The organism is Nocardioides sp. NPDC000445 (assembly GCF_040300245.1).
Classification (GTDB): Bacteria; Actinomycetota; Actinomycetes; order Propionibacteriales; family Nocardioidaceae; genus Nocardioides.
The window spans coordinates 40,558-65,472 of record NZ_JBEPDH010000009.1; the positions used below are offsets into that span (position 1 = coordinate 40,558).

Annotated in this window: 23 protein-coding genes; 15 read left to right on the forward strand and 8 right to left on the reverse strand. The window is 68.4% G+C overall.

All coding sequences use genetic code 11. The features are described 5' to 3' along the window. Positions 1 to 2 precede the first annotated feature (2 nt). On the reverse strand, positions 3 to 1,904 hold the full coding sequence (locus ABT304_RS13815; RefSeq protein WP_350715940.1) for a CocE/NonD family hydrolase: 1,902 nt from the start codon (positions 1,902 to 1,904) through the stop codon (positions 3 to 5). 258 nt (positions 1,905 to 2,162) lie between these two features. Here ABT304_RS13815 and ABT304_RS13820 point away from each other — a divergent pair, with 258 nt between their 5' ends. After that, positions 2,163 to 3,401, forward strand: coding sequence for an amidohydrolase family protein (locus tag ABT304_RS13820; protein WP_350715941.1), 1,239 nt, complete (start codon positions 2,163 to 2,165; stop codon positions 3,399 to 3,401). 44 nt (positions 3,402 to 3,445) lie between these two features. Here the strand turns inward: ABT304_RS13820 and ABT304_RS13825 are convergent, their stop codons facing one another. Next, a complete protein-coding gene (locus ABT304_RS13825; RefSeq protein ID WP_350715943.1) occupies positions 3,446 to 4,648 on the reverse strand; it encodes a CaiB/BaiF CoA transferase family protein in 1,203 nt (400 codons plus the stop codon). A 203-nt stretch (positions 4,649 to 4,851) separates the two neighbouring features. On the opposite strand from ABT304_RS13825, the gene ABT304_RS13830 reads away from it, so the two are divergent. After that, positions 4,852 to 5,265: a Zn-ribbon domain-containing OB-fold protein gene (locus tag ABT304_RS13830; RefSeq protein WP_246321493.1), complete on the forward strand. Its 414-nt coding sequence runs from the start codon at positions 4,852 to 4,854 to the stop codon at positions 5,263 to 5,265. Continuing rightward, on the forward strand, positions 5,262 to 6,443 hold the full coding sequence (locus ABT304_RS13835) for a thiolase family protein (protein WP_350715945.1): 1,182 nt from the start codon (positions 5,262 to 5,264) through the stop codon (positions 6,441 to 6,443). Before ABT304_RS13830 ends, ABT304_RS13835 begins: the two co-directional genes overlap by 4 nt. 52 nt (positions 6,444 to 6,495) lie before the next feature. Here ABT304_RS13835 and ABT304_RS13840 read toward each other — a convergent pair whose 3' ends face one another. Then, on the reverse strand, positions 6,496 to 7,515 hold the full coding sequence (locus ABT304_RS13840; protein ID WP_350715947.1) for an NADPH:quinone oxidoreductase family protein: 1,020 nt from the start codon (positions 7,513 to 7,515) through the stop codon (positions 6,496 to 6,498). A gap of 71 nt (positions 7,516 to 7,586) precedes the next feature. Here ABT304_RS13840 and ABT304_RS13845 point away from each other — a divergent pair, with 71 nt between their 5' ends. Together ABT304_RS13845 and ABT304_RS13850 are read left to right on the forward strand one after the other, a co-directional pair. Then, positions 7,587 to 8,600 (forward strand): phosphotransferase family protein, encoded by a 1,014-nt coding sequence (locus ABT304_RS13845; RefSeq protein ID WP_350715949.1) that lies wholly within the window; start codon positions 7,587 to 7,589, stop codon positions 8,598 to 8,600. A gap of 15 nt (positions 8,601 to 8,615) precedes the next feature. Then, the gene (locus tag ABT304_RS13850) at positions 8,616 to 9,896 is read left to right on the forward strand and encodes an acyl-CoA dehydrogenase family protein (RefSeq protein WP_350715951.1); all 1,281 of its coding nucleotides are present in this window, start codon (positions 8,616 to 8,618) and stop codon (positions 9,894 to 9,896) included. Positions 9,897 to 9,946: 50 nt separating this feature from the next. On the opposite strand, the gene ABT304_RS13855 is transcribed toward ABT304_RS13850, so the two are convergent. Beyond that, positions 9,947 to 10,756, reverse strand: coding sequence for an SDR family NAD(P)-dependent oxidoreductase (locus tag ABT304_RS13855; protein WP_350715953.1), 810 nt, complete (start codon positions 10,754 to 10,756; stop codon positions 9,947 to 9,949). A gap of 63 nt (positions 10,757 to 10,819) precedes the next feature. Here ABT304_RS13855 and ABT304_RS13860 point away from each other — a divergent pair, with 63 nt between their 5' ends. The 5 genes from ABT304_RS13860 to ABT304_RS13880 all read left to right on the forward strand — a co-directional run bounded on the left by ABT304_RS13860 (position 10,820) and on the right by ABT304_RS13880 (position 14,793). Further along, positions 10,820 to 11,443, forward strand: coding sequence for a TetR/AcrR family transcriptional regulator (locus tag ABT304_RS13860; RefSeq protein WP_350715954.1), 624 nt, complete (start codon positions 10,820 to 10,822; stop codon positions 11,441 to 11,443). A gap of 29 nt (positions 11,444 to 11,472) precedes the next feature. Beyond that, a complete protein-coding gene (locus ABT304_RS13865) occupies positions 11,473 to 12,252 on the forward strand; it encodes an SDR family NAD(P)-dependent oxidoreductase (protein ID WP_350715956.1) in 780 nt (259 codons plus the stop codon). Positions 12,253 to 12,475: 223 nt separating this feature from the next. Next, positions 12,476 to 13,699 (forward strand): amidohydrolase family protein, encoded by a 1,224-nt coding sequence (locus ABT304_RS13870; protein WP_350715957.1) that lies wholly within the window; start codon positions 12,476 to 12,478, stop codon positions 13,697 to 13,699. 11 nt (positions 13,700 to 13,710) lie between these two features. Beyond that, positions 13,711 to 13,950 carry a hypothetical protein gene (locus ABT304_RS13875; RefSeq protein ID WP_350715959.1) on the forward strand — a complete coding sequence of 80 codons (240 nt, stop codon included), beginning with the start codon at positions 13,711 to 13,713 and terminating at the stop codon, positions 13,948 to 13,950. A 51-nt stretch (positions 13,951 to 14,001) separates the two neighbouring features. Next, the gene (locus ABT304_RS13880; RefSeq protein ID WP_179658677.1) at positions 14,002 to 14,793 is read left to right on the forward strand and encodes an SDR family oxidoreductase; all 792 of its coding nucleotides are present in this window, start codon (positions 14,002 to 14,004) and stop codon (positions 14,791 to 14,793) included. Positions 14,794 to 14,815: 22 nt separating this feature from the next. Here the strand turns inward: ABT304_RS13880 and ABT304_RS13885 are convergent, their stop codons facing one another. Beyond that, entirely contained in the window at positions 14,816 to 15,391 is a 576-nt protein-coding gene (locus ABT304_RS13885; RefSeq protein WP_350715960.1) for a TetR/AcrR family transcriptional regulator, read from the reverse strand. Between the two features lie 434 nt (positions 15,392 to 15,825). Here ABT304_RS13885 and ABT304_RS13890 point away from each other — a divergent pair, with 434 nt between their 5' ends. Then, positions 15,826 to 17,919, forward strand: a complete 2,094-nt coding sequence (locus tag ABT304_RS13890; protein ID WP_350715962.1) for a PKD domain-containing protein — start codon at positions 15,826 to 15,828, stop codon at positions 17,917 to 17,919. Positions 17,920 to 17,983: 64 nt separating this feature from the next. Here the strand turns inward: ABT304_RS13890 and ABT304_RS13895 are convergent, their stop codons facing one another. The 3 genes from ABT304_RS13895 to ABT304_RS13905 all read right to left on the reverse strand — a co-directional run bounded on the left by ABT304_RS13895 (position 17,984) and on the right by ABT304_RS13905 (position 21,203). Beyond that, the gene (locus ABT304_RS13895) at positions 17,984 to 18,847 is read right to left on the reverse strand and encodes a mycofactocin-coupled SDR family oxidoreductase (RefSeq protein ID WP_350715964.1); all 864 of its coding nucleotides are present in this window, start codon (positions 18,845 to 18,847) and stop codon (positions 17,984 to 17,986) included. Positions 18,848 to 18,875: 28 nt separating this feature from the next. Next, positions 18,876 to 20,360 carry an aldehyde dehydrogenase family protein gene (locus tag ABT304_RS13900; RefSeq protein ID WP_350715965.1) on the reverse strand — a complete coding sequence of 495 codons (1,485 nt, stop codon included), beginning with the start codon at positions 20,358 to 20,360 and terminating at the stop codon, positions 18,876 to 18,878. A gap of 228 nt (positions 20,361 to 20,588) precedes the next feature. Further along, entirely contained in the window at positions 20,589 to 21,203 is a 615-nt protein-coding gene (locus ABT304_RS13905; RefSeq protein ID WP_350715967.1) for a cysteine hydrolase family protein, read from the reverse strand. Between the two features lie 209 nt (positions 21,204 to 21,412). Here ABT304_RS13905 and ABT304_RS13910 point away from each other — a divergent pair, with 209 nt between their 5' ends. The 4 genes from ABT304_RS13910 to ABT304_RS13925 are packed head-to-tail and all read left to right on the forward strand — an operon-like array spanning position 21,413 to position 24,891. Then, entirely contained in the window at positions 21,413 to 22,660 is a 1,248-nt protein-coding gene (locus tag ABT304_RS13910; RefSeq protein ID WP_350715969.1) for a cytochrome P450, read from the forward strand. A 9-nt stretch (positions 22,661 to 22,669) separates the two neighbouring features. After that, positions 22,670 to 23,500 carry an enoyl-CoA hydratase/isomerase family protein gene (locus ABT304_RS13915; RefSeq protein ID WP_350715971.1) on the forward strand — a complete coding sequence of 277 codons (831 nt, stop codon included), beginning with the start codon at positions 22,670 to 22,672 and terminating at the stop codon, positions 23,498 to 23,500. A gap of 10 nt (positions 23,501 to 23,510) precedes the next feature. Continuing rightward, entirely contained in the window at positions 23,511 to 23,930 is a 420-nt protein-coding gene (locus ABT304_RS13920) for a Zn-ribbon domain-containing OB-fold protein (protein ID WP_179658671.1), read from the forward strand. A 37-nt stretch (positions 23,931 to 23,967) separates the two neighbouring features. Continuing rightward, positions 23,968 to 24,891 (forward strand): SDR family NAD(P)-dependent oxidoreductase, encoded by a 924-nt coding sequence (locus ABT304_RS13925; protein ID WP_350715973.1) that lies wholly within the window; start codon positions 23,968 to 23,970, stop codon positions 24,889 to 24,891. Positions 24,892 to 24,915: the final 24 nt, after the last annotated feature.

The window sequence follows — 24,915 nt, forward strand, 5'->3', positions numbered from 1 at the left end:
CTCTAGTCGACCTCGATCGGCGTGGTCAGGCCGGCCGGGATGACCGGCAGCTTGACCGAGCTCGGGTAGGACGGTCCGTGCATGATGGTCACCTTCGCCGGATGCGTGTTCGGCATGAGCCGGGGCGCGTTCGAGGAGCGGATGGTGAAGGCGATCCGGTGCCCCTTCTTGAACAGGTACGACGTCGGGTAGCCCTCGATGTCGTACCTGACCACCGCTCCCTTCGGGATCGGCGTCAGCTTCTGGTAGCCGGTGAAGGAGCTGCGGAACTGGCCACGGAGGTTTCCCGAGGTGACGAACTTCCAGAAGCCCGGCTGGGCCTCTTTCGCAGGGCTGCTCGGGAAGACATCTGCGATCCGGAACACGAAGTCGGTGTCGGGCGAGCTGGTCTTGGCGAAGAGGCTCGCCGAGATCGGCCCCGTGACCTCGACGTCGCGCGTCAGCGGTGGTGTCAGGTAGCTCACCGTGTCGCTGCCGAGTCCGAGTCGCTGATCGCCGTTGGTGAGATTGTTGAAGACCGCGTTGTCGTTCGTCGCGTTGTTGGGGTCGACCGGGTTCACCAGGTTGTCGGTGAGCTCGGTCGGTCCGGTGGCGAACTGCTTGAGGCCGTCGGCGAGCGTGTAGAGGTAGGTGTCCGAACCGTCTTCGGTCGGTGCCTTGCCGACACTCACGGCGCCGCTCCGGCGCGAGATCCCTGCGTCGCCGTCGAGGTAGTAGTTCGTGTAGTCGGTGCCTGGGATCGGATAGGTCGGTGCGCTCTGCCAGGTCCAGGCCCCGTTGAGGTAGTACTCGAAGCGTCCGCTCCTGACGCGCTCGACGATGCCGTTCTGCTTGCCCTTGAGGAAATGGTCGAACCACTCGATGGCCTGCTTGTGCTGGTCGAAGCCGTCGCCGCCCGCCGGGTCGGGGACCAAGAAGGAGCCTCCGGGCGCCTCGTGGGAGTTCAGCCCCATCGCCAGCATCTTCTGCTGGGAGCCGACGGTGCCGTACAGGTTGGGAATCGCACGGTTGAAGATGTCGTCCCAGCCGCTCCAGGCCCACACGGGGATGGTGACCTTGTCGACCTTCGCCAGGGGACCGCCCCGCCAGAAGGAGTCCCTGGTCCGGTGCTGGTACCAGCCCTGCGTCAGCGGGCAGAAGGGCTTGAGGTTGTTTCCTTTGCGGACCTTCTTCGCATTCGCCTCGAGCAGGTACTTGACCTCGTCGACGGAGACCGCTGGACGCGAGTTGTTGAGCACGGGCACCGGGAGCCCGTTGAGCAGGTTCGTCGCCGCACCCGGGATGCCGCAGGCGAACGCTGCGATCTGGAGGCTCACCATGCCACCGGGCATCAAGGTGTCATAGCTGTCCGCTCCGGATGCCGTCACGATCATCGTCGTCAGGTGTGGTGGCCTCAGCTGGGACGTGAAGATCTGGCTCATCCCGTTGCCCGACTCGCCGACGGTGCCGACCTTTCCGGTCGACCACGGCTGCGTGCCGAGCCACTCGATCGCGTCGTAGTTCTCCCGCTGCCACTTCGGGTCGGCCAGGTTCCACGGGCCTCCCTCGCTCGTGCCACTGCCTGAGACACGCACGGTGGCGGCGACATAGCCGGCTCTCACGAAGTCGGACATCTGACCGTTGGGAAGCGAGAGTCCCTCGGTGTCCACGTCGGTGATGTAGCAGAGGCATGCCACCACCGGGAACCTCCCGGGTGCGGCTCTGCCGTCGATCGCGGGCAGCTCGAGCTCGATGGTGACCCTGTTGCCGTAGCGGGTCGTGACGTGTTCGGTCCTCGTGATCGAGGAGGTGTAACCACCGTCGGTGGGTGTGGGCGATGCAGCACTCGTCGGGGGCGTCGCCAGGGCCGACAGCGCAAGACTGGTCACGGCCACTGCGACGGCGAAGAGGCGTCGACTGTTCATGTTGGTTCTCCAGGTCCGGTCCGGATGGGAACGCCGCGGACCTCACCGGTGGAGTTCAACGGCAGCACGGAGGCCGGCGGAGCTCGGACCGGCGGTGGCGGTCGGCCTTGTCATTGAACTCCGTAGTTGACGAAAAAGTCAACAATGTCGCCCGGCATGTCCAGATGTCGCTCGGGGAACGGGGTCTGAAGCCAGTTGACACTTGTGTCAACTGCACCTAGCCTCAGTCGTACCGGTGTTGACCTCGAAAGGATCGCCATGTCGCAACCCGTTCCCGTCGCGCCCGGCCAGGACGCCGACCAGTTCAAGGACGCGCCGATCTTCGACGCCGACTCGCACATGTACGAGACGCCCGACGCGCTGACCAGGTATCTGCCCGAGAAATACGCCTCGGCCGTCCAGTTCGTGCAGGTCGGCCGGCAGACCCGGATCTCGATCCTCGGTCAGATTCGCGACTACATCCCCAACCCGACCTTCGACCGGGTCGCGGCACCTGGTGCGTGGGAGAAGTTCTTCGCCGCGGAGAACCGCGAGGGCAAGACGCTCACGCAGATGGCCCGCGAGCAGATCATCGAGTCCGCGCCCTCCTTCCGGGCGCCTGCCCCGCGAATCGACGCGCTCGACCGGCAGGGGGTCGACCAGGCGATGGTCTACCCGACCCTGGCCAACCTCGTCGAGCACTCCGCGGCCGATGACCCCGAGCTGTGCGCGGCGATGATCCACGCCCTCAACCAGTGGATGCTGCAGACGTGGGGATTCACCCAGGAGGACCGGCTGTTCATGACGCCGGTGATCAACCTCGGCATCCTCTCCGAGGCGATGAAGGAGCTTGAGTACGTCCTGGCCAACGGCGCCAAGGTCATCTTGATCAAGCCGGCGCCGGTGCGGGACTGGAAGGGCTGGCGCTCGCCCGCGCTCCCGGAGTTCGACCCGTTCTGGCGCGCCGTCGAGGCCGCCGGGCTGCCGGTCGTACTGCACGCCAGCCAGCCGCCGCTGGACTCCTACATCAACATGTGGGAGCCGCCGGAGAGCAAGGTCTTCACCGAGATGAGCTCGTTCAGGTGGATCGCCCTGGGCCACCGCGAGATCACCGACATGATCACCAGCCTGATCTGCCACGGCACCCTGACCCGGTTCCCGAAGCTGCGCATCGCCAGCGTGGAGAACGGCAGCGCCTGGCTGCACCCGCTCTTCCATGACTACGAGGACTTCTACAAGAAGATGCCGCAGGCGTTCCCCGAGCATCCCGTCGACGTCTTCCGCCGCAACATCTGGATCAGCCCGTTCTGGGAGGGCTCGGTCGCCGACGTCGTCGAGACGGTCGGCTGGGACCGCGTGATGTTCGGCTCCGACTTCCCGCACCCCGAGGGCCTGACCGAGCCGAAGGGCTTCTGGAAGTACGCCGAGGGCATGGACGTCAAGCGCACCTACGACTTCATGGGTGACAACGCCCGCCGCTTCCTCGGGCTGGAAGTCCGCAACCCCGACGCGGTGTGAGCAAAGGCGGGAGGAGGCCAGTCTCCTCCCGCCTTTGACCCGGCTCAGAGGATCGCGCCGCTGACCTTCATCTCGATGATCTCCTCCATCGACAGGCCGATCTCGCCGAGCACCTCGTCGGTGTGCTCGCCGTGCTCGGGGGAGCGGCGGGTCTCGCCCGGCGCGTTGTCGAACTGCACCGGCGATGAGACCAGCTTGAACGGCGTGCCGTTGTGGTCCTCCAGGTCGGCGATGTAGCCGTTCGCGACGATCTGCGGGTCCTCGACCACCTCGATCGGGTGCTGGACCTTGGCCCAGGCGCCGTTGAGCTTCTCCAGGATCGGCTCCCATTCGGCGTACGTCTTCTTCCCGAACGCCGCCGAGAGCTCGGCGATTGCCTCCACGTGGTTCTTCCCGCGCTTGGCATGGGTGTCGAACCGCTCGTCGGTGATCAGCTCAGGCACCCCGAGGGCGGTGGTCAGCTCGGGCCAGAACCGGTCGGACTCCAGCATCACCAGGGTGACGTAGCGGTCGTCGGCGGTGCGGTAGGAGTTGACCAGGGGGTTGGGGGCGCGGTCGGGGGTGTGCTTGGGGTAGACCTTCTGGTTGAAGGCGTGTGCCCCGGCGATCGTGCCGCCCATCGCCCAGGCGCCGGTCGCGAGCAGCGAGCCGTCGACCTCGATGGCCTCCCCGGTGCGCTCGCGGTGGAAGAGCGCGGTGCTGACGGCGCCGGCGAGCGCGAGGCCGCCGAGCACGTCGCCGAACGCCGGGCCGGGCATGGTCACAGGGAAGCCGAGGCTGTCGGGGCTGACGTTGGAGGCGATGCCGGTGCGCGCCCAGAAGGAGGTCAGGTCGTAGCCGCCGCGCTCCGCCTCGGGGCCCTGCTGGCCTGCCGCCGAGCCGCGGGCGTAGATGATGTTGGGGTTGACCGCGCGCACGTCGTCGACGTCGATGCGCAGCTTCTTGCGCCCCGAGGGGCGGAAATTGGTGAGGAAGACATCGGCGGTGGCGACGAGCTTCATGAGCAGCTCGTGGCCCTCCTCGGTCTTCAGGTCCAGCGCCACGCTGCGCTTGCCGCGGTTGGGCAGCTCGAACATGTGCGAGACGCCGCCGGCCGGGACCAGGCCCGAGGTCACCAGGCCGCGCTGGGGGTCGCCGACCTCCGGGTGCTCGATCTTCAGTACGTCCGCACCCCACTCGGTCATCAGGGCTCCGGCCACCGGCACATACGTCCATGCCGCGACCTCGACAACCCGGATTCCGTTCATTACACCGACCACGATGCTTACCTCTCAACGTCTTGGAAGGCGCGTACCGCACCTCGATTTCTGACTGAGTGTACATATAGATGTTGGGATAGTGTGGCCGTGATCACAACTTTTACGACTGAATGTATCGGAAGATCGTGGTGGTTCCGCGCTGTTGCGTGGATTATCTGACAGTCAGTACAAGTACGATAGGCGGAGGACTCATGACAGAACCACAGGGGCGGATGCTCCCCGAGGTCACGCCCGACTCGCGAGAGTTCTGGACCGGAGGGCTCGAGAACGAGCTTCGCATCAACCGCTGCCAGGAGTGCCGCCAGTGGATCCACCCACCGGTCGGTGCCTGCTGGAAGTGCCGCAGCCGCGATGTGTCCCCCGAGGTCGCCTCCGGGCGCGCTCGGGTGGCGGCGTACTCCATCAACCACCACCCGTGGTTCCCGGCCTTCCCGCCGCCCTACGCCGTGGCGATGGTCGAGCTCGAGGAGCAGGAGGGCCTGCGGCTGACCACCTGCCTGGTCGACGTCGACGTCGATGCGGTCGAGGTCGGCATGCCGGTCGAGGTCGTGTTCGACCAGCAGGGTGACGTCGCCCTCCCGATGTTCCGGCCGGTGACGGCATGAGTTTCGTGGAGAACCGCGCGGTCATCACCGGCGTCGGACAGTCTCAGATCGGCCGCCGGATCGGTCGTACCGGCATCGACCTCGCCCTGGAGGCGGCCGAGCGAGCCGTCGCCCACGCCGGACTCACCTTCGACGACATCGACGGTGTGGCCAGCTACCCAGGCCCGGTCGCCGCCGAGGGCGGCTTCGTCGGCGCGATCACCCATGACGTACGCGACGCCTTCGGGCTCCGCACACGGTGGCACGTCAGCGGAGTGGAGACCTCCGGGCAGATCGGCACCCTGCTCGATGCGGCCGCGGCGGTCGCCTCGGGGCGGGCCACCCACGTGCTCTGCTTCCGCTCGGTCTGGGAGGCGACCGCGCAGGCCGGCGGCCGGGCCGCGGCACTGACCACCAAGTCGGTGCGCGCCGGGGGCCACTCGGAGTTCCGGGTTCCGTTCGGCGCGGCATCACCGGCGAACTGGATCGGGATGTACGCCCAGCGCTACATGCACGAGTTCGGCCTCACCCGCGAGCAGATCGGCAAGCTCGTCATCAACTCGCGTGCCAACGCCGGGCTCAACCCCGACGCCATCTACCGCACGCCGATGACGATGGAGGACTATCTGGGCGCCCGGATGGTGTCGTGGCCCTTCGGGCTCTACGACTGCGACATCCCGGCTGACGGCGCGACAGCGGTCATCGTGTCGCGGCGCGAGGCGTCCGCGGGGCTCGCCAACCCGGCCATCTCCATCGCGGCGGCCGGTGCGGCGCTCTACGAGCGGCACAGCTGGGACCAGCGTGCGGACCTGACCACGATGGCCGCCCACGACGCCGCCGCTTCGATGTGGGAGACCACCGGGCTCACCCCTGCTGACGTCGACTTCGCGACCCTGTATGACGGCTTCAGCTACCTGTGCACCCAGTGGATCGAGGCGTTCGGCTTCACCGAGCACGGCAAGGTCGGGCCGTTCCTGGACGACGAGGAGAACTACCGCCTCGACGGCCGGCTACCGATCAACCCGCACGGTGGGCAGCTCTCCGCGGGGCGGCTCCACGGCTATGGGTTCGTCCACGAGGCCTGTGCCCAGCTCTGGCGACAGGCGGGGGAGCGGCAGATCGCCAAGGACGTCTCGCTCGCCGCCGTCGGGGTCGGGGGTGGTCCCGAGGCCGGCTGCATGCTGCTCCAGCTGGCCTGAGAGGAGCGGGCAGCGTCGGGTCGGTCCTGTGCGCGGGCCGACCCCGACGTGCTCATCCGGGGCGCACGGTGATGACGGTCTTGCCGACGGCCCGGCGGCCGGCGACGTACGCCAGGGCCTCGCCCGTCCGGTCGAGAGGGAAGGTCGCGCCGACCAGGGCGTGGAACCGTCCGGCGGCCCACAGGTCGGTCAGCTCGGCCCGGTCGCGGGCCGATGCCTCGGGGGCGTGCTGGGGGAACGTACGCACCTCCAAGCCCCTGATGCTCACACCCTTGAGCAGCACCAGGTTGAGCGGGATCCGTGGGATGTCCCCGCTCGCGAAGCCGAGCGTGACGAACCGGCCGCCCCATCGCATCTCGCGCAGCGCCTCCTCGGCGAGGCTGCCGCCGACGGGGTCGAGCACCACGTCGATCCTTCCCTTGCCGATCGCGCCGTGCAGCCCCTGCCGCAGCCCGTCCGCGGTGTAGTCGACGAGATGCTCGGCCCCGCGGGAGCGCGCGGCCGCGAGCTTCTCCGGCGAGGAGGCGGCGGCAACCACGGTGGCGCCCAGGACCGAGGCCAGCTCGACCGCGGCGAGCCCCAGTCCGCCGCCCGCGCCGAGCACGAGCGCCGTCTCCCCGGCAGCGACCTGCGCCACCGACCGCAGCGCGTGGTACGCCGTCAGGTGGCAGACCCAGGTCGCGGCCGCCTCCGCGAAACCGACCGAGGTCGGCACCCGCACCGCCGCGGCCGCAGGGGCGACGACGTACTCGGCGAAGGTGCCGGGGGCTAGGAACGCCACCCGGTCGCCGACCTCCCATCCCGTCACCCCGGCGCCGACCTCGGCGACGACGCCGGCGCACTCGTGACCCGGGGTGAAGGGGAGCGGCGTCTCGGTCTGGTAGCGGCCCTCGATCATGAGCGTGTCGGGGAAGTTCACCGCCGCCGCATGCACCGCGACCAGCAGTTCGCCGGGACCCGCCGCGGGTCGAGGGACGGTGTCCAGCTGCACCGCGTCGGGCGAACCGAGCCGGTGGATGCGAGCGGCGAGCATGGTCGCCGCCGTCGGGGGACTGGCCGGGCTGGGTGGCACGGAGGCTCCTTCGTCTCGTCTCGCGGTCTGAGTAATTGTATTCTGCCAGGAGGGTAACTATCTTTCCAGGCATGGACATCGAATCACTCAGCAGGTGGATGGATGCCGAGGGCCTGCCCGGCGCCGGCGAGCTGGCGGAGGTCTCGCCCCTCTCGGGCGGCTCCCAGAACGAGCTGTACGCAGTCACCCGAGGCGGCGCGAAGATGGCGCTGCGTCGCCCGTCGGGCCACAAGGTCGAGACCGGGACGAAGGTCCTCCTACGTGAGGCCCGCCTGCTCCAGGCGCTCAGCGGCACCGACGTCCCGCACGCCACCTTCCGCGGCGTCAGCTCCGACCTGGACGTCATCGGCGCGCCGTTCTACCTGATGGACCTGGTCGACGGGTGGAGCCCGATGGGCGGCGGCTGGGCCGCACCCTTCGACACCGACCTGGCGGCACGAGGCGAGCTTGCGATCCAGCTCGCCGACGGCGCCGCCAAGATGGCCAGGGTCGACTGGAAGGCCCAGGGGCTGGAGGGCTTCGGCAAGCCCGACGGCTTCCTGGAGCGGCAGGTCGACCGCTGGCTCTCACACCTGTCGGCGTACAAGTTCCGCGATCTGCCCGGACTGGACGAGGCCGCCGCCTGGCTGCGCGACCACACCCCGAGGACCTTCGAACCGGGCATCATGCACGGTGACTACCAGTTCGCCAACGTGATGTACCGCCACGGTGCCCCGGCCGAGCTGGCGGCGATCATCGACTGGGAGATGGCGACGATCGGCGACCCGCTGCTCGACCTGGGCTGGGTCCTGGTCGGCTGGCCGCCCGAGGGCGACGCGATGAAGTACGCCCGCTACCTCGACTACAGCGGCATGCCGTCTCGCGACGACATGCTCGAGCACTACGCGCGGGTCAGCGGACGCGACGTCTCGCAGATCGACTACTACGTCATCCTGGCCCGCTTCAAGCTCGCGATCGTCCTGGAGGCGAGCGTCGCGCGCCACGTCAACGGCGAGGCCGACGAGCGGGTCGCCCGCTTCGGCGACATCGTCCTGGAGCTCATGGAGTTCGCCGCCTCCCTTTCCCGCACCACCACCCTTCGCTGAAAGCAGGAGTACGTCATGACCTGGGACTTCGAGACCGATCCCGACTTCCAGAAGAAGCTGGACTGGGTCGCCGAGTTCGTGCGCGAGGAGGTCGAGCCGCTCGACCTGGTCTGGCCGCACGACAACTACAAGCCGCTCGACGACGAGCACCGCCGCGTCGTCGACCCGCTCAAACAGCAGGTCCGCGACCAGGGCCTGTGGGCCTGCCACCTCGAGCCCGAGCTCGGCGGGCAGGGCTACGGCCAGCTCAGGCTCGCGCTGCTCAACGAGATCCTCGGCCGCTCGACCTGGGCTCCGGTCGTCTTCGGCACTCAGGCCCCGGACACCGGCAACGCCGAGATCATCGCCCACTTCGGCACGCCCGAGCAGAAGGCGACGTACCTGCAGCCGCTGCTGGACGGCGAGATCTTCTCCTGCTACTCGATGACCGAGCCTCAGGGCGGCGCCGACGTCTCAGGATTCGAGACCACCGCCGTCCGCGACGGGGACGAGTGGGTGATCAACGGCTGGAAGTTCTTCTCCTCCAACGCGCGCTACGCGACCTTCTTCATCGTGATGGCCTACACCGACAAGGATGCCGGCCCACACGAGGGGATGTCGATGTTCCTGGTCCCGGCCGACACCTCTGGCGTCACCATCGAGCGCAGCCTCGCCCTCATCCACGAGCCGGCCGCCGAGGGCTCGGAGGGCTATATCCACTATGACAACGTCCGGGTGCCGGCCACCGCGCTCCTGGGCGCGGAGGGCAAGGCCTTCCAGGTCGCCCAGGTGCGATTGGGCGGCGGGCGGGTGCATCACGCGATGCGTACCGTCGGGCTGGCCCAGCGTGCCCTCGACATGATGTGCGAGCGCGCCCTGAGCCGGGTGACCCGCGGCCGCCGGCTCGCCGAGCGCGAGACCGTCCAGACCTACATCGCCGAGTCGTACGCCCAGCTCACCCAGTTCCGGCTCTTCGTCCTGCGGACGGCCTGGCTGATCGACAAGACGCAGGACTACGCGCAGTGCCGCAAGGACATCAGTGCGATCAAGTTCCTCACCCCGAAGGTGCTCCACGACATCGTCCAGCGCGCCATCCAGGTGCACGGAGCCCTGGGGGTCACCCAGGACACGCCGCTGGCCAAGATGTGGGTCACCGCCCCGGTGATGGGCCTGGTCGACGGCCCGACCGAGGTGCACCTGCGCCAGGTCGCCCGTGCCGTCCTCAAGGAGTACGCCGCTGCCGACGGTCTGTGGCCGACCGACCACATCCCCTCGAAGCTGGCCGCCGCCCGCGAGAAGCTGGGCCTGGACAGCTGAGGACCAGAACGCCGAGTCGGCGCGTCATGACGCGCCGACTCGGCTAGGGCCTACGGGATGCCGCCGTCCGAGCGGACGATCGTTCCTGAGGTGTAGCTGGAGGCGGCACTGGCCAGGAACAGCGCGGCCCCGATGATCTCCGGCGGGTTGCCGACCCGCTCCAGGTGCAACCGAGCGGCCATCTTGTTGGTGTGCTCCATGTCCCAGGCGCCGGCGACGTCGGTGAGGTACTGCCCCGGCATCAGCGTGTTGACCCGGACCTCGGGCCCGAGGAGGTCGGCGAAACCCTCGGTCATCGCGTTGAGGCCGTTCTTCGCCGCGGCGTACGGGATGATCGAGCCCATCGGGCGCAGCGACCCGGTGCTGCTCACGTTGATGATGCTGCCCGAGCCCTGCTCCTTCATCCGCGTCCCGACCAGCTGGGTCAGCCGGAAGGGTCCCTTGAGGTTGAGGTTGAGGACGCTGTCGTACATCCTCTCGGTCACGTCGGTGACCTTGTCGTAGACCGGTGACATGCCGGCGTTGTTGACCAGGACATCGACCCGGCCGAAGCGGTCGTACGCCGTGTCGACCAGCCCTTCGATCTCGTCCCAGCGGCCCAGGTGGCAGCCGTAGGCGAGACCGCGGCGGCCGGTGGTCGAGGTGATCTCGGCGACGACCTCCTCGCAGGCCTCGAGCTTACGGCTGGTGACGATCACGTCGGCTCCGGCCCGGGCGAAGGCCAGACTCATCTGGCGGCCGAGGCCCCGGCTGCCGCCGGTGACCAGTGCGACCTTCCCCTCGAGGCTGAAGAGGTCGAAGGGCGAGCCCATGGTGGCCTCGTGCCTCGGCTCTGTGGTCTCATGGCTTCCGGAAGTCATTGGTCTCCTCAGAACAGAATCGGATTACTCTCAGTGAAGAAAGATATACCACCAACGAGTGTCATGGGGTCGGGCGAGCGTGCTGCCCGGGCCACCGAGCGCCGCCTCGAGAGCCAGCGACGCTCGGCGGCTGAGGAGGTCGACCGGATCCTGGAGATCACGCTCGGGCTGATCGAGCGGTCCGCACCGGTGATGCCGTCGGTCTCGGACATCGTGGCAGCGGCAGGAATCTCCAACCAGACCCTCTACAAGACCTTCGGGAGCAAGGACGAGCTGGTTCTGGCCGTGCTCGAACGGGGGGTGCTCCGGGTCGCCGAGACCGCGCGTGCCCGGATGGGCGAGATCGATGACCCGCGTGACCAGATCCGGGTCTGGGTGCGCATGGTCCTGCGCCAGGTCAGCGCCGTCGATGCTGCCGAGACCAGCCGCTCGGTCCTCGGCTACCTCCACCAGGCGGGCGCTGTCGAGGGCGCGAACCAGGCCGAGCTGCTCGCTCCGATCAGTGCCCTCGTTCTCGACCCGGTCATCTCGCTCGGCGGTGATCAGGTGAGCGCCGACTGTGTCTCGGACCTGGTGCTGGGTGCCATGCGCCGCCAGCTGTGGACGAAGACGGTGCCGACGCGCGAGGAGATCGACGAGGTGGCGGCGTTCGTGCTGCGCGGCCTCGGCGCGGACGGGGCGAGATGAGCGGGGCCGAGGGGAGGGAGCCGGGATCCATGGACGGCAGGGTCGCCGTGGTCACCGGCGGCGCATCAGGCATCGGGTATGCGCTCGCGCGGGCGATGAGTCGCGAGGGCGCTGCGGTGGTGATCGCCGATGTCGAGCAGCCCGCGCTCGATCGCGCCGCGGCCGAGCTCGGAGCCGTGGGCATACTCACCGACGTCAGTCGAGCCGCCGACGTGGAGCGGCTCGCCGGGGAGGTGATCGGTCGGCACGGGCGGGTGGATCTCGTGATCAACAATGCCGGCGTCGCGCGGATCGCGCCCTTCCATGAGCTGAGCGAGGACGACTTCGCCTGGGTGCTGGACGTCAACCTGTGGGGCGTCATCCATGGCATGCGCACCTTCGTCCCACTCCTCGAGAGCACGTCGGCGGACGGCTTCCTGCTCAACACCGCCTCGATCGCCGGCCTGCGCAACGGGCCTGGCCTGGCGGCGTACTCCGCATCGAAATTCGCGGTCGTGGCCCTCACGGAGACGCTGGACCAGGAGCTGCGGGCACGGGACTCGAGCCTTGGGGTGGGGGTTCTCCTCCCAGCGATGGTGCGGACCGGCATCGCCGACAGCGAGCGCAACCGGCCCGGCGCGGAGGCGCGAGCGGCCGCGTCGACGAACGAGATGCCCGACCGTCCCGGCCTCCTGGGTGCGGAGGCCGTCGCGGAGATCACCCTGGCCGGAATCGCCCGTCGTGACCTCTATGTGATCACGCATCCGGAGACCCTCGACTCGGTCAAGGAACGGCACCGCCGCATCGAGGACGCTTTCGTGCGCAGCTGACGAGGTGGCCGCCGAGGAGGTTGAGAAAGTTGCACAAGCCGTCAGAGTGGCGGGATCACGACGGCGGAGCGTTCGCGGAAGGCACGTCGATTTTCGGTGAATCAAGCGGTCGCCATTGACCGATGTGATTGCGCTCACTAATGTACGAGGTGTCAGAAGCCCCGTGATCTGACGCGTGCGACAGCTGCGCCTGGGGCTGCCCCGACCCTATCGAGGAGGCTCCATGCCGCTCCAGGACCACATGCAACTCATCTCCGTGGACGATCACCTGATCGAGCCCAAGAACCTGTGGAGCGACCGCCTCCCCAAGAAGTTCCTCGATCAGGGCCCTCGCATCGTCGAGATGGACATGAGCAAGGCCCACGGTGACGAGGGTCTCTCGGCCGCCCTGATCGACGCCTCCCGCAACGGCAAGGAGGGGGAGGCCGTGAAGGCGCCGCGCCTGGCCGAGGTGTGGAACTACGAGGGTCGCATCTACCCCAACATCGGTCTGAACGCGGTCGCCGGTAAGAAGCCGCAGGACTACGGCATGGAACCGACCCGCTACTCCGACATGCTGCCGGGCTGCTACGACATCAAGGCGCGCGTGGCCGACATGGACATCGACGGCGTCCAGGCCGCGATGTGCTTCCCGTCGTTTCCGCGCTTCGCCGGCACCGTCTTCCTCGAGCACGACGACAGCGAGCTCGCCCTGCTCTCGGTGCAGGCCTGGAACGACTTCCACCTCGACGAGTGGGCCGCGAGCGCGCCCGACCGGATCATCCCGATGATGATCCTGCCGCTGTGGGACCCGCAGCTGGCCGCCAAGGAGATCTACCGTTGCGCCGCGAAGGGCGTCAAGGCGATCACCTTCCCCGAGAACACCGTGAGCCTGGGTCTGCCCTCGTTCTACACCGACCACTGGGACCCCGTCTTCCGTGCGGCCGAGGAGTGCAACCTGCCCCTGTGCATGCACTTCGGCTCTTCGGGCAAGCCGCCGATCACCTCGCCTGAGGCGCCGATGGCGGTCATGATCGCGCTCTTCGGCACGAACTCGATGGACGCGACCGCCGACCTGCTCTTCTCGCCGGTGTTCTACAAGTTCCCCAGCCTGAAGGTCGCGCTCTCCGAGGGTGGCATCGGCTGGATGCCCTACCTCCTCGAGCGCATCGACCTGACCTGGGAACGGCACCGCTGGTACCAGAACGTCAACAAGGAGGTCCGCCCCTCTGACCTCTTCCGCGAGCACATGTACGGCTGCTACATCGACGACTTCGAGGGCATCGCGCGCCGCCACCAGATCGGCATCGACAACATCCTGTGGGAGTGCGACTACCCGCACTCGGACTCCAACTGGCCCAACAGCCGGGAGTACGCCGCGAAGCTCCTGCAGGACGTGCCCGACGACGAGGCGCACCAGATCGTCGAGCTCAATGCCCGCAAGCTGTACAACTTCCCGCGGGCCTGAGGCGGACCACGATGCCTGAGAAGGACATCGACGCTCCCGACTGGGTCGACCAGGACCTGCTGACCAAGGACGAAGCCGCCGAGCGGCTCGACGAGGAGATCGTCCTCGTCCGGGAGCGGCTCGCGCGGCTGGAGGCCGGGTCGGCGGGGCCCGATCCCGAGTCGGCGATCGCGATGGTCCGGCGCCGGCTGGTTGCCATGGAGGAGCTGCGCGCCTCCCTGCGCGAGGAGCTCGAGACCGCGGCGCCCTGAGATCGGGCGCCTGACATCACAGCGCACTGGCGATGTACGAGAGGATCTGCAGTGGGTAACAGATTGAATGGCAGGGTCGCGCTGGTCACCGGCTCGACGCGGGGGATCGGGCGCTCGATCGCGGAACACTTCGCCTCCGAGGGGGCGAAGGTCGCGGTCACCGGACGCACCCTCGACAGGGGCAAGAAGGTGGTCGACCGGATCCTGGAGGCGGGCGGCGACGCGGAGTTCTTCGAGCTCGACGTGACCTCCGAGGCCAGCGTGCGGGAGGTCGTCGAGGCGACCGTGGCCAGGTTCGGCGGGCTCAGCACCCTGGTCAACAACGCCGCGCCCACCGGCGCCGTCGCCACGAGCGTGAAGCCGCTGCACGAGTACTCCACCGAGGAATGGGAGGCGATCCTGTCCGGCACACTGACGGGCAACCTCTTCTGGGCCTGCAAGTACGCCTGGCCCCACCTGGCGCAGGCGGACGGCGCCTCGATCGTCAACATCTCCTCGGGCCAGTCGGTGGCCGGCTTCAAAGGCTTCAGTGCGTACGCGGCAGCCAAGGGTGGCGTCAACAGCCTGACCCGCTCGCTCGCCGCCGAGGGCAGCGAGGACGGCATCCGGGCCAACTGCATCCTGGTCGGCCGGGTCGTCGCACTCAAGGGTGACATCGGCGGACACAAGGGCGGTGGGCGGCTGACCAGGATCGGCAACCCGATGGACATCGCCTATACCGCCACCTGGCTCGCCTCGGACGAGGCAGCCTTCGCGACGGGCAGTATGGTCACCGTCGACGGCGGTTTCTCGATCAACGGGGACGCCGCCTCGGGGGCTGAGCAGGAGGCGGCGCTCGCCTGAGCGGCTTCTCGCTACGACCTTTCTACGCCTCCGACGGGCGGGCGCTGCCCGGCTCGTCGGAGGCGTAGCTGCGCAGGATGAAGTCGATCCCGGACACGATCAGCTCCCTCGTGTTGCTCGCTGGATGGGGCGACGTCGGTCGGTTGGCTGCCATCAGCGCACCTGCGGTGTAGAGCGTGAGGATCAGGCCGACCTTCTCGACGTTCGCCTCGCTGTGGCCCGCCTCCACCAGCGACGCCCGGACGGCCGCGGAGAGATCCGGGTCGAGGTTGCCGGCGAAGAGCGTGTGGTCGGCCATGCCCGGGTGCGCCCGGAGCAGGTCGTAGAAGTGCATCACCTGGTCGCGTACCCAGGCCAGCGGATCGGATCCTGGAACGCGTTCGAGGTAGCTGCGGGTGTAGAGCCTGCGTCCGCAGAGCACGAGCAACTCGTCCTTGCTGGCGACGTGGCGGTAGGTCGCGCCGAGCGAGACGCCGAGCTCGGCGGAGAGCTGTCGCATCGAGAGGGTGTCGGCGCCGTCGCGTGCGATGAGCCGAAGCGCGGTGTCGACGATGAGCTCGGTGCTCAGACCGGGGCGCGGGGCCGGGGCTGCGGTCACGGGATCTCCCATCGCAGCATGATGGACCACCGCGCGGGGTCCTGCGCATCCGGGGAGCGATCGACCGACGCGGCTCCGCCGCCACGGAAGTTATCGAAAGTGTCAGATCGGGTCCTGAGTGGCGCGTTCTCGGGTCCGGAGGGGCTTGGTGGAGAGTTGGTCGCGCCGAGGTGGCGCCTCTTCACTCGAGTTGATCGCAGTGGCGAGTTATCCCCGCAGGCGCCGCAAGAAGTGGGCGGATTTCGCGTGAGCGTAGTCACATACTGGCCCGCAGTCAACAGTGTTCACACGTTTGCCAGATAGCTGGCGAAGGGCCGTTGACAACACATGACGAAAGCGTCAGAGTCGGTCGGGCAAGCACGTGCTTCAGAGCCGACTCGTGCACCAATTGGCGCATCGCCGGCCGACTCTGCCCTCGCAGGGAAGGACCACCAATGACCACCAACCCCTCTTCGCTGGACACCGCGAGCTACCAGGTCACCGACGGGCACTTCGGTGCTCCGTACATCGACCTCGACGAAGAGCGCGACCTCCCGGTCCCGCACCGTCACATCCACGGCGGCTTCGCCGACTGTGACACCCGATTCACCTTCTACTTCCCGCCCGAGGAGCAGTGGCAGGGCCGCCTGGTCATGCCGATGGAGGGCGCCCACGCCGGCCACGAGGACTTCTTCGGCGGCGCGCTCGGTGAGGCGATGGGCGGCCTGCCGCTCACCACCCGCGTCGGCGGCTACATGGTCGAGACCAACATGGGCCACATCGGCGACGACATCGATCCCGTCGGAGGCGAGGACCCCACCCTCTACGGCTGGCGGGCAGCCGTAGAGGGCGCCCGCTTCTCCAAGTACGTCGCCAAGCAGGTCTACGGCGACGAGCCGCACCACTCCTATGTGTGGGGCGGCAGCGGCGGCGGGCGGCGCTCGCCGCTGGTGCTCGAGAACGCCCCCGACGTCTTCGACGGCGCGATGCCGTTCATGGGTGGTGGCGACGTGCGTCCCTTCCCGGCGACCGAGCGGATCAAGGGCGCGCAGGTGATGAGCTTCGCCTGCATGTTCAACGTCCAGCGGCTGCTGCGCGACTCGGCGACTTCGGCCCGGCTGATCGATGCGATGCAGCCCGGTGGCAGCGGAAACCCGTTCGCGGGGCTCGACTCCCACCGCGCCGAGGAGCTGGCCAGCCTCTACCGGCAGGGCTTCCCGCACGGCAACGAGTTCATGATCTTCACCCCGATGGGCCAGATCTGGCTGTGGTCGTCGATCGCCGACCTCCTGGTCGAGCAGGATCCGACGTACTTCGAGAGCTTCTGGACCGAGCCCGGATACATCGGCCACGACCTGCCCTCCGCGGTCGAGCCCGACATCATCGACGTGGAGACCACGGTCACCCGGGTCGTGACTGTCCGCGACCTGCTCGCCGACCCCGCCTTCGAGGGGCCCGAGTACGCGATGACGAAGACCATGGCCGGGCTGATGGCCGGCGAGGCCGGCATGGACATGGCGTACGCCCTGGAGATCAAGGGGCTGCCGGACGGCTTCCGGCTGGGCGCCGGCATCAAGCTCACCAGCGGGAAGGCCGCCGGGCGCCAGCTGTACGCGATCAGCACCGTCGGTGACCTGTTCGCCTGCGACGGCCACGGTGAGGCCAACCTGCTGCGGTTCGAGGGCGTGGAGGCCGGCGACGGCGTGCACGTCGACAACCGGAAGTTCCTCGCCTTCTGCTACTTCCACCGCCACCACCTGATGGACGACCCGCAGTTCGACTCGCTGCGCCACGACGGTGCGCCGCTCTACGCCCAGCACCCGGTGCCGCTGATGTCACCGCTGATGGGCGTCTCCTACACCGGCCACTACTCGGGCAAGCTGCTGTGGATGCACCACACCCATGACTCCTCGTTGTGGCCGGGTCAGGGGCTCATCTACCGCGACGCCGTCCTGGCCACCGGGGGTGAGGAGTTCGCCGCGGACCACTACCGGCTGCAGTGGACCCAGAACGCGGAGCACATCCCGCCGTCCTACCTGCCGAACTCCTCGAGCCGGGCCACCGCGACCTGGCTGATCGACTACTTCCCGATCATCGAGCAGGGCCTCGCCGACCTGATCGCCTGGACCGAGGGTGGCGAGGCCCCGCCGAACACCGCCTTCGACTGGGTCGACGGGCAGATCAAGCTGCCCGCCTCGGCCGCCGAGCGCGGCGGGATCCAGCCGGTCATCGCGGTCACCGCGAACGGCGGCGCCCGTGCGGAGGTCGCCGCCGGCGAGGCCGTCGACCTCGTCGTCGAGACCGAGGCGCCTCCGGGTGCCGGCACGATCGTGTCGGTCGAGTGGGACTGGGACGGCTGGGGCTCCTTCCCGTATGCCCACGAGGTCAGCGGCAAGGACAGAGCGCTCACCTTCAAGACCGCCCACACCTACGACCAGCCCGGCACCTACTTCGTCACCGCCCGCGTACGCTCCCAGCGCGACGGCGACATCACCCAGGTCAACCGGCTGATCACCAACGTCGCCTCCGCTCGAGTCGTCGTCTCCTGAGCAACAATCTGCCGAGTCGGCGCGTCATGACGCGCCGACTCGGCATCGGGCTTCGTACGGTCGATCAGGCCGGGCCGCTCGGGAACTTGAGCAGCGAGCCGGCGTCGACGCGGATCTGCTGGCCGGTGATGTAGCGGGCCTCGTCCGAGGCCAGGAAGAGCACCAGGTTGGAGATGTCGACCGGCTCGACGTAGGGGATCGGCATCGCCTGGAACATGTTGAAGGCCGGCTCGGCATCCTCGCGGGTCGGGTGCTCGAGGTCGGGGCGGAACTGCTGGTAGATGCCGTCGTTGTGGAGCAGGTGGGTGTTGACGTTGGTGGGGTGGACGCAGTTGACCCGGATGAACTGCGATGCCAGGTGCAGCGCCATCTGCTCGGTGTAACCGATGAGCGTCTTCTTCGACCAGCCGTAACCGGCGCTGCCCGGGCCCATCGCGGGGTTGTCCGTCGTGTTCGGCAGCATCGCGGCCGTCGATCCGGTGACCACGATCGAGGCGTACGCCTGCAGGTGCGGGATCGCGACGGCGACGGTGTTCATCACGCCGACCAGGTCGACGTCGGTGACGTCGACGAAGTCGAGCGGGTCGGGGTCGCCCATCGCCATCGGCAGGATGCCGGCGTTGGCCACGACGATGTCGAGGCGGCCGAGCTCGGAGACGCCGGCGTCGAGCGCGTCGCGGAGCTGGTCGCGCTCGCGTACGTCTGCCTTGCTGGCGACGATGTTGCGGCCGAGATCCTTGACCAGGCGGACGGTCTCCTCCAGGTCCTCCGGGGTGGCCAGCGGGTAGGGGTTGGACTCGATCTGCTCGCACAGGTCGACGGCGATGATGTCGGCGCCCTCCTCCGCGAGCCGCACCGCATGGCTGCGGCCCTGCCCCCGCGCGGCGCCGGTGATGAATGCGACCTTGCCTTCAAGGCGACTGGTCATGGGATGACTCCTTCTCTGGAGGTGGTGATCAGGGCTGGACGGGGAACGAGACGGCCTTGGTCTCGAGGTACTGCTCGAACCCCTCGATCCCGTTCTGTCGCCCGAGCCCGCTGGTCTTGTAGCCGCCGTAGGGCGAGTCGGCGCCGTACCAGAGGCTGTTGTTGACCGCGAGCGAACCCGTGCGGACCCGACGGGCGACCGACATCGCTCGCTCGGGGGAGCCATGGACCGCTCCGGAGAGGCCGTACCTGCTGTCGTTGGCGATCCGGACCGCGTCGTCGTCATCGTCGTAGGGGATCACCGCGAGCACGGGTCCGAAGATCTCCTCCTGGGCGATCGTCATCGCGTTGTCGACGTCCACGAAGAGGGTCGGCTCGACGAAGAACCCCTTGTCCTGGCCGGCGGGGCGGTCCGGGCCGCCCACGACGAGCTTCGCCCCTTCCTCGATCCCGGTGCGGATTAGGCCGGTGACCCGCTCATGCTGGCGAGCGCTGATCAAGGGGCCCATGAACATGCTCGGGTCGGTGGGGTCGCCCCACGGAACCTGTCGCATCGCAGCGGTGATCAGCTCCACACCCTCGTCATAGCGTGAGCGGGGGAGCAGCATCCGGGTCTGCATCGCGCATCCTTGGCCCGCGTGCATGCACACGCTCATCCCGGCCGGCACGGTGGAGGCGAAGTCCGCGTCGTCGAGGATGATCGCCGCCGACTTCCCGCCCAGCTCCAGGAACACTCGCTTGAGCGTGGCGGCGCCCTTCTCCATGATCCGCTTCCCGGTGACGGTGGAGCCGGTGAAGGAGATCAGGTCGACCCGCGGGTCGAGGGTGAGGAGCTCGCCGACCAGGTGGTCGGAGGAGGTCACGATGTTGACCACCCCCGGCGGGATGTCGGTCTTCTCCGCAATGAGCCGCCCCACCCTGGTCGCGTTCCACGGAGTGTCGGGGGCGGGCTTGACCACGACCGTGTTGCCCGTGGCCAGGATCGGGCCGAGCTTGCCGATGAGGACTTCGAACGGGTAGTTCCACGGCACGATCGCGCCGACGACGCCGATGGCCTCCTTCCAGACCAGCCGCCGGCTGTTCATCCCGGCCAGGCTGCTCTGCGGTAGCTCGCGCTCCCAGCCGAACTGCTCGATCTCCTTGGCGGGCCACAGCAGGCCGTCGGCCAGCGGCCAGTCGAGCTGGGCCATGTAGGTCACCACCACCGGCGTACCGGCCTCGGCGACCAGCTCGGCCCGGAACTGCTCGCGCTCCGACTCCAGCGCCTCCTGCAGTTGCTCGAGGCCGCGCTTGCGGAAGGCATGGTTGGTCGACCAGTCGGTCTCGTCGAAGGCTCGCCGGGCAGCCGTGATCGCCCTGTCCATCTCGACCGCCGCCCCGTCGGCCACCTGGCCGATGGTCTCTTCGGTTGCTGGGTTGACGTTGGCGAACGTTCTGCCAGATGTCGCCTCGACAAGCTCTCCGTCGATCAGCATCCGAGTCTCGCCGAGCGTCACATCCTGGGTCACCGACATCATCTGCTCCTTCGCGCACCGGCTCGACTCACTTGTCGCGAGAGGGTCGCTGCGGTGCTGAATCACGCGCTCATGATCTGCGCTGGTACCCGCAATGTAGTGGGAGTCACATCGAAATGGAAAGGTGGCTGGCGCTTTTGTCAACTGCGTTTGGCACGGTTGACACAAGCCAAAAGCGGGAGGAAAAGTGCCTTGATGGGCATGGATTCTGACGATATCGTCGGGAGTCTATGGAAGGCGGGCGGCGACGTCGGCGGCGGTGGTGATGCGGGCGAGAAGGGCGAGCTGGTTGCGTACGAAGAACTCGTGGGCCTCGGCCGAGGAGCCGGCGGTGCAGTCCTCGGCGAGGGCGACGTCGTAGCCGCGGTTGACGGCCTCCATCGCGAGTCCGGGCAGTGCCACGTTGGTCGAGACGCCGGTCAGGACCAGGGTGCGGACCCGGCAGTGGCGCAGCATGGCGTCCAGGTCGGTGCCGTAGAAGGCGGTCAGGCCGGTGGCACGGCTGCTGACGATGTCGGAGGGCTTCGGCCCGAGCGCGGCAGGCACGGCCACGTCGCGCGTGCCGGCGGTCATCGTCCTCGACCGAAGCGCCATCGCGCCGAGGTAGGAGTTGGGCAGCATGCCGATCTGGTCGGCGCGGTGCTCGATGAGGCAGTGCACGACCGGGAGGCCGCGTTCGCGGAACAGGTTCGCGAGCGTGCCGATGCGGTCGACGATGCCACGGATCTCTGCCTGCTCGGCCAGGCCGCCGGTCACGGATCGGCCCGGCTCCAGGATGCCTACCTGGCACTCGCTGATCACCAGGGCGGGGGAGTCGTAGGGATCGGGATTCTGGTCGCTCATCGGGGTATCGGCCTCTCTGGGTCGGAGATCGTCGGCGACCTCCTCTGAAGGTGACATTAGCGCCAGTTTGGTGGCCCGTCGATCGTCGGCAAAGGGGCACATCAAGCCGAGCCTGGGCCTTGTCAAAAAGTGACACAACTGCCAGAATCGGAAGTGGCGGCCGCTGATCGGCCGTCCGTCCAACCTCAACCCTGCAGGAGCGTTGCCACATGTCCGGAGCAGAGTCGCTCGCGTCGAGTCCACTCAACGATCTCAGCTGGTGGCACGCCGACGCGGATGAGCGCGAGCGTACGTTCGCCCGCCACCGTCGCGAGGACCCCCGGCCGTTCGTCCGGGTCAGCGCTCAGAGCGAGTCGGGCTTCTGGGCCCTGACGCGCCACGAGGACATCCTCGAGGTCAGCCGTCGTCCCGAGGACTTCACCTCGGGGGACGGCGGCACCCAGATCTTCGACCAGCCGGCCGAGCTGCGGGAGTACCGCGGCTCGATCATCGACATGGACAACCCCGAGCACGCTCGGCTGCGCAAGATCGTCTCCCGCGGCTTCACGGTGCGGTCGCTGCAGGCACTGCGCTCCGACATCGAGGACACGGTCCGCGAGATCATCTCCGAGCTGCCCGCCGACGGGCGCTGTGACTTCGTCACCGACTTGGCCGCCCCCCTCCCCCTGCGGATCATCAGCAACATGCTCGGCATCCCGCGCGAGCACGAGCAGTTCATCTTCGAGGCCACCAACGTGATCCTCGGTGCCAGCGACGCCGAGTACATCCCCGACCAGACCGGCGCCGGGATCAACAAGGCGGTCACCGCGGCCAGCGTCGGCCTGATCGAGCTGCTCGAGGATCTCGCCAAGGACCGGATCGCGAACCCCACCGGTGACGTGATCAGCCAGCTGGTCGCGGCCGATGACGAGAACCTCACCCCGGCCGAGATGGCGAAGTTCTTCATCCTGCTGGTCGGCGCCGGCAACGAGACCACCCGCAACGCGATCACCCACGGTCTGATCGCGCTCACCGACCACCCCGACCAGCGTGAGCTGTGGCGCGCCGACTACGACACGTACGCCGTCTCCGCGGTCGAGGAGATCTTCCGGTGGGCGACGCCGGTGATCCACTTCCGGCGCACGGTGGCGCGCGACGGGGTCATGCTCGGTGAACAGGAGCTCACGAAGGGGGAGAAGGTGGTGCTCTTCTACAACTCCGGCAACCGCGACGAGTCCGTCTTCGAGGACCCCTACACCTTCGACGTCACCCGCAACCCCAACCCGCACGTCGCCTTCGGGGCGGCCGGGCCGCACTTCTGCCTCGGCGCGCACCTGGCCCGGCTCGAGCTCCAGGTGCTGTTCAAGATCCTCTTCGAGGAACTGCCCGACCTGGCGGCCGCCGGTGAGCCCGACCTGCTGCGATCCAACTTCCTGCACGGGGTCAAGCACCTGCAGGCGACCTACACGCCCCGCTGAGGAGCGCCGATGACCGACCCTGTGATCGACACCGCTGTCGAGCAAGAGGCCGCGGTGCTGCACAGCACCGAGGCCGGCGTGCTCACCATCACGATCAACCGTCCCGACCGGGCGAACGCGCTGCGCCCCGAGGACCGCAACACGCTGATCCGGCTGTTCACCGAGGCGCATACCGACCACGACGTACGCGTCGTCGTGCTGCGCGCCAACGGCCGCCACTTCTGCTCCGGCGCGGACGTCGTACGCCTCGCCGACGGCCATGCCAAGAACGTCAAGCGGGCGACCGACCCGATGCGCACCATCATGGGCGGGGCGCAGACGCTGGTCGCCTCCGTCCTCGACTGCAGCAAGCCGGTCCTCGCCGTCGTGCAGGGCGGGGCGGCGGGGATCGGCGCCCACCTGGCGTACGCCGCTGACCTGGTCGTGGCCGCCGAGACGGCCTACTTCGCCGAGGCGTTCGTGAAGCGCGGTCTGGTCATGGACGGCGGCGGTGCGTATCTGCTGGCCCGGCGGATCGGGCCGGCCAAGGCCAAGGAGATGGCGTTCTTCGGGGAGAAGCTGCCCGCTGCGGAAGCGCTGAGTCTGGGCCTGGTCAACCGGGTGGTCCCGGCCGGCGAGCTCGATGCGACGGCCGACGAGCTCATCGCTCGCCTGGCCGGCGGGCCGACCACCGCGATCGGCCTGACCAAGCGGCTGATCAACGACGCCCCGGACACCGACCGGACCGGATCGTTCGTCGCCGAGGCGATGGCCCAGGAGGTCCAGTCCTACTCGGAGGATGCCAAGGAGGGCGTACGCGCCTTCGTCGAGAAGCGGCCCGCCGACTTCGTCGGCTGGTGAGGAGTTCGCAATGAGTCAGAGTGCCAAACCGCGCGCCGACCTGCCCACCGTCGAGTCGGCGACCCGGCCCTACTGGGAGGCCGCCAAGGCCGGTCGCCTCCTGATCGCGCGGTGTCGTGCTTGCGAGAAGGTGCACCACTATCCGCGGCCGTTCTGCCCGTCGTGCTGGAGCGAGGACGTCGAGGCGATCGAGGCCTCCGGGCGCGGCACGCTCTACACCTACTCGACCGTCTACGTGAACGATCTGCCGCCGTTCAAGGAGAGGCTGCCGTACGTCGCGGCGATGGTCGAGCTCGAGGAGGGCCCTCGGCTGATGACGAACATCGAGGGCTGCGACCCGGAGGCTCTCAGTGTCGGGATGGCCGTCGAGGTCGACTTCCGGGCGCTGAGCGACGAGCTCGACGCGATCGTCTTCCGCCCTGCCAGCTGATCCACCGAACCGTTTCGACACAAGGAGACATGCACACATGAGCGGACTGCTCGAAGGAAAGGTCGCGCTGGTCACCGGCGCCGGTCACGGCATCGGCCGGGGCCACGCGCTGGAGCTGGCCAAGCAGGGCGCCACGGTCATCGTCAACGACCTCGGCACCTCGCTGGACGGCGAAGGCACCGGCAAGGTCGCCGACGAGGTCGTGCAGATCATCAAGGACCGCGGCGGCAGCGCCGTCCCGGACTTCAGCGACGTCGGCGACGAGGCGGCTGTCGAGGAGACGGTCGCGCGGGCGTACGAGCAGCTCGGTCGCCTCGACATCGTGGTCAACAACGCCGGCATCGTGCGCGACAAGGCGATCTGGAACATGAGCGTCGACGACTTCGACCTCGTCATGCGCGTCCACGTACGCGGCACCTGGCTGACCAGCCGCGCGGTCGCGAAGCGCTGGCGCGCGGAGTCGAAGGTCTCCGGCGGTCCCGTCTACGGCCGGATCATCAACACCACCTCCGGCGCCGGCCTGCTCGGTCACTTCGGGCAGACCAACTACAGCGCAGCCAAGGCCGCGATCGTCGGTCTGACCCAGACCCTCAGCCTCGAGCTCGCCTCGATCGGCGTCACCGTCAACGCGATCAGCCCCGGCGGCCGCACCCGGATGTCGGCATCGATGCCCGGCTCCGCGCCCGCGATCGAGCCCGGCGAGCTCGCCGAGGACGAGTTCGACCCGAAGGACCCCTCCCTCGGCTCCCCGGTGGTCGCCTGGCTGGCCAGCCCCGAGGCCGGCCACGTCAGCGGCCAGGTCATCCGCGCGGTGGGCGAGAACATCTCCCTGCTCAAGGCATGGTCCCCGGTCGCCACGGTCTCCAACGGCGGCAAGCGCTGGGACGCCGACAAGCTCGGGATCGTCCTGGGCACCGACATCTTCGGCTCCCGCGCGGCCGGCCTGCGACTCGGCAGCTAGTCGCGGCGCCCGACCGTAGGCGGA

Excerpts from the sequence above, each read along its gene's own strand:
- ABT304_RS13865 (WP_350715956.1), top strand. The coding sequence starts at position 11,473 with ATGGACGGCAGGGTCGCCGTGGTCACCGGCGGCGCATCAGGCATCGGG.
- ABT304_RS13835 (WP_350715945.1), top strand. The coding sequence starts at position 5,262 with ATGAGTTTCGTGGAGAACCGCGCGGTCATCACCGGCGTCGGACAGTCT.
- ABT304_RS13900 (WP_350715965.1), bottom strand. The coding sequence starts at position 20,360 with ATGTCGGTGACCCAGGATGTGACGCTCGGCGAGACTCGGATGCTGATC.
- ABT304_RS13845 (WP_350715949.1), top strand. The coding sequence starts at position 7,587 with ATGGACATCGAATCACTCAGCAGGTGGATGGATGCCGAGGGCCTGCCC.
- ABT304_RS13850 (WP_350715951.1), top strand. The coding sequence starts at position 8,616 with ATGACCTGGGACTTCGAGACCGATCCCGACTTCCAGAAGAAGCTGGAC.
- ABT304_RS13890 (WP_350715962.1), top strand. The coding sequence starts at position 15,826 with ATGACCACCAACCCCTCTTCGCTGGACACCGCGAGCTACCAGGTCACC.
- ABT304_RS13870 (WP_350715957.1), top strand. The coding sequence starts at position 12,476 with ATGCCGCTCCAGGACCACATGCAACTCATCTCCGTGGACGATCACCTG.
- ABT304_RS13860 (WP_350715954.1), top strand. The coding sequence starts at position 10,820 with ATGGGGTCGGGCGAGCGTGCTGCCCGGGCCACCGAGCGCCGCCTCGAG.
- ABT304_RS13895 (WP_350715964.1), bottom strand. The coding sequence starts at position 18,847 with ATGACCAGTCGCCTTGAAGGCAAGGTCGCATTCATCACCGGCGCCGCG.
- ABT304_RS13875 (WP_350715959.1), top strand. The coding sequence starts at position 13,711 with ATGCCTGAGAAGGACATCGACGCTCCCGACTGGGTCGACCAGGACCTG.
- ABT304_RS13915 (WP_350715971.1), top strand. The coding sequence starts at position 22,670 with ATGACCGACCCTGTGATCGACACCGCTGTCGAGCAAGAGGCCGCGGTG.
- ABT304_RS13855 (WP_350715953.1), bottom strand. The coding sequence starts at position 10,756 with ATGACTTCCGGAAGCCATGAGACCACAGAGCCGAGGCACGAGGCCACC.
- ABT304_RS13830 (WP_246321493.1), top strand. The coding sequence starts at position 4,852 with ATGACAGAACCACAGGGGCGGATGCTCCCCGAGGTCACGCCCGACTCG.
- ABT304_RS13925 (WP_350715973.1), top strand. The coding sequence starts at position 23,968 with ATGAGCGGACTGCTCGAAGGAAAGGTCGCGCTGGTCACCGGCGCCGGT.
- ABT304_RS13920 (WP_179658671.1), top strand. The coding sequence starts at position 23,511 with ATGAGTCAGAGTGCCAAACCGCGCGCCGACCTGCCCACCGTCGAGTCG.
- ABT304_RS13815 (WP_350715940.1), bottom strand. The coding sequence starts at position 1,904 with ATGAACAGTCGACGCCTCTTCGCCGTCGCAGTGGCCGTGACCAGTCTT.
- ABT304_RS13910 (WP_350715969.1), top strand. The coding sequence starts at position 21,413 with ATGTCCGGAGCAGAGTCGCTCGCGTCGAGTCCACTCAACGATCTCAGC.
- ABT304_RS13820 (WP_350715941.1), top strand. The coding sequence starts at position 2,163 with ATGTCGCAACCCGTTCCCGTCGCGCCCGGCCAGGACGCCGACCAGTTC.
- ABT304_RS13905 (WP_350715967.1), bottom strand. The coding sequence starts at position 21,203 with ATGAGCGACCAGAATCCCGATCCCTACGACTCCCCCGCCCTGGTGATC.
- ABT304_RS13825 (WP_350715943.1), bottom strand. The coding sequence starts at position 4,648 with ATGAACGGAATCCGGGTTGTCGAGGTCGCGGCATGGACGTATGTGCCG.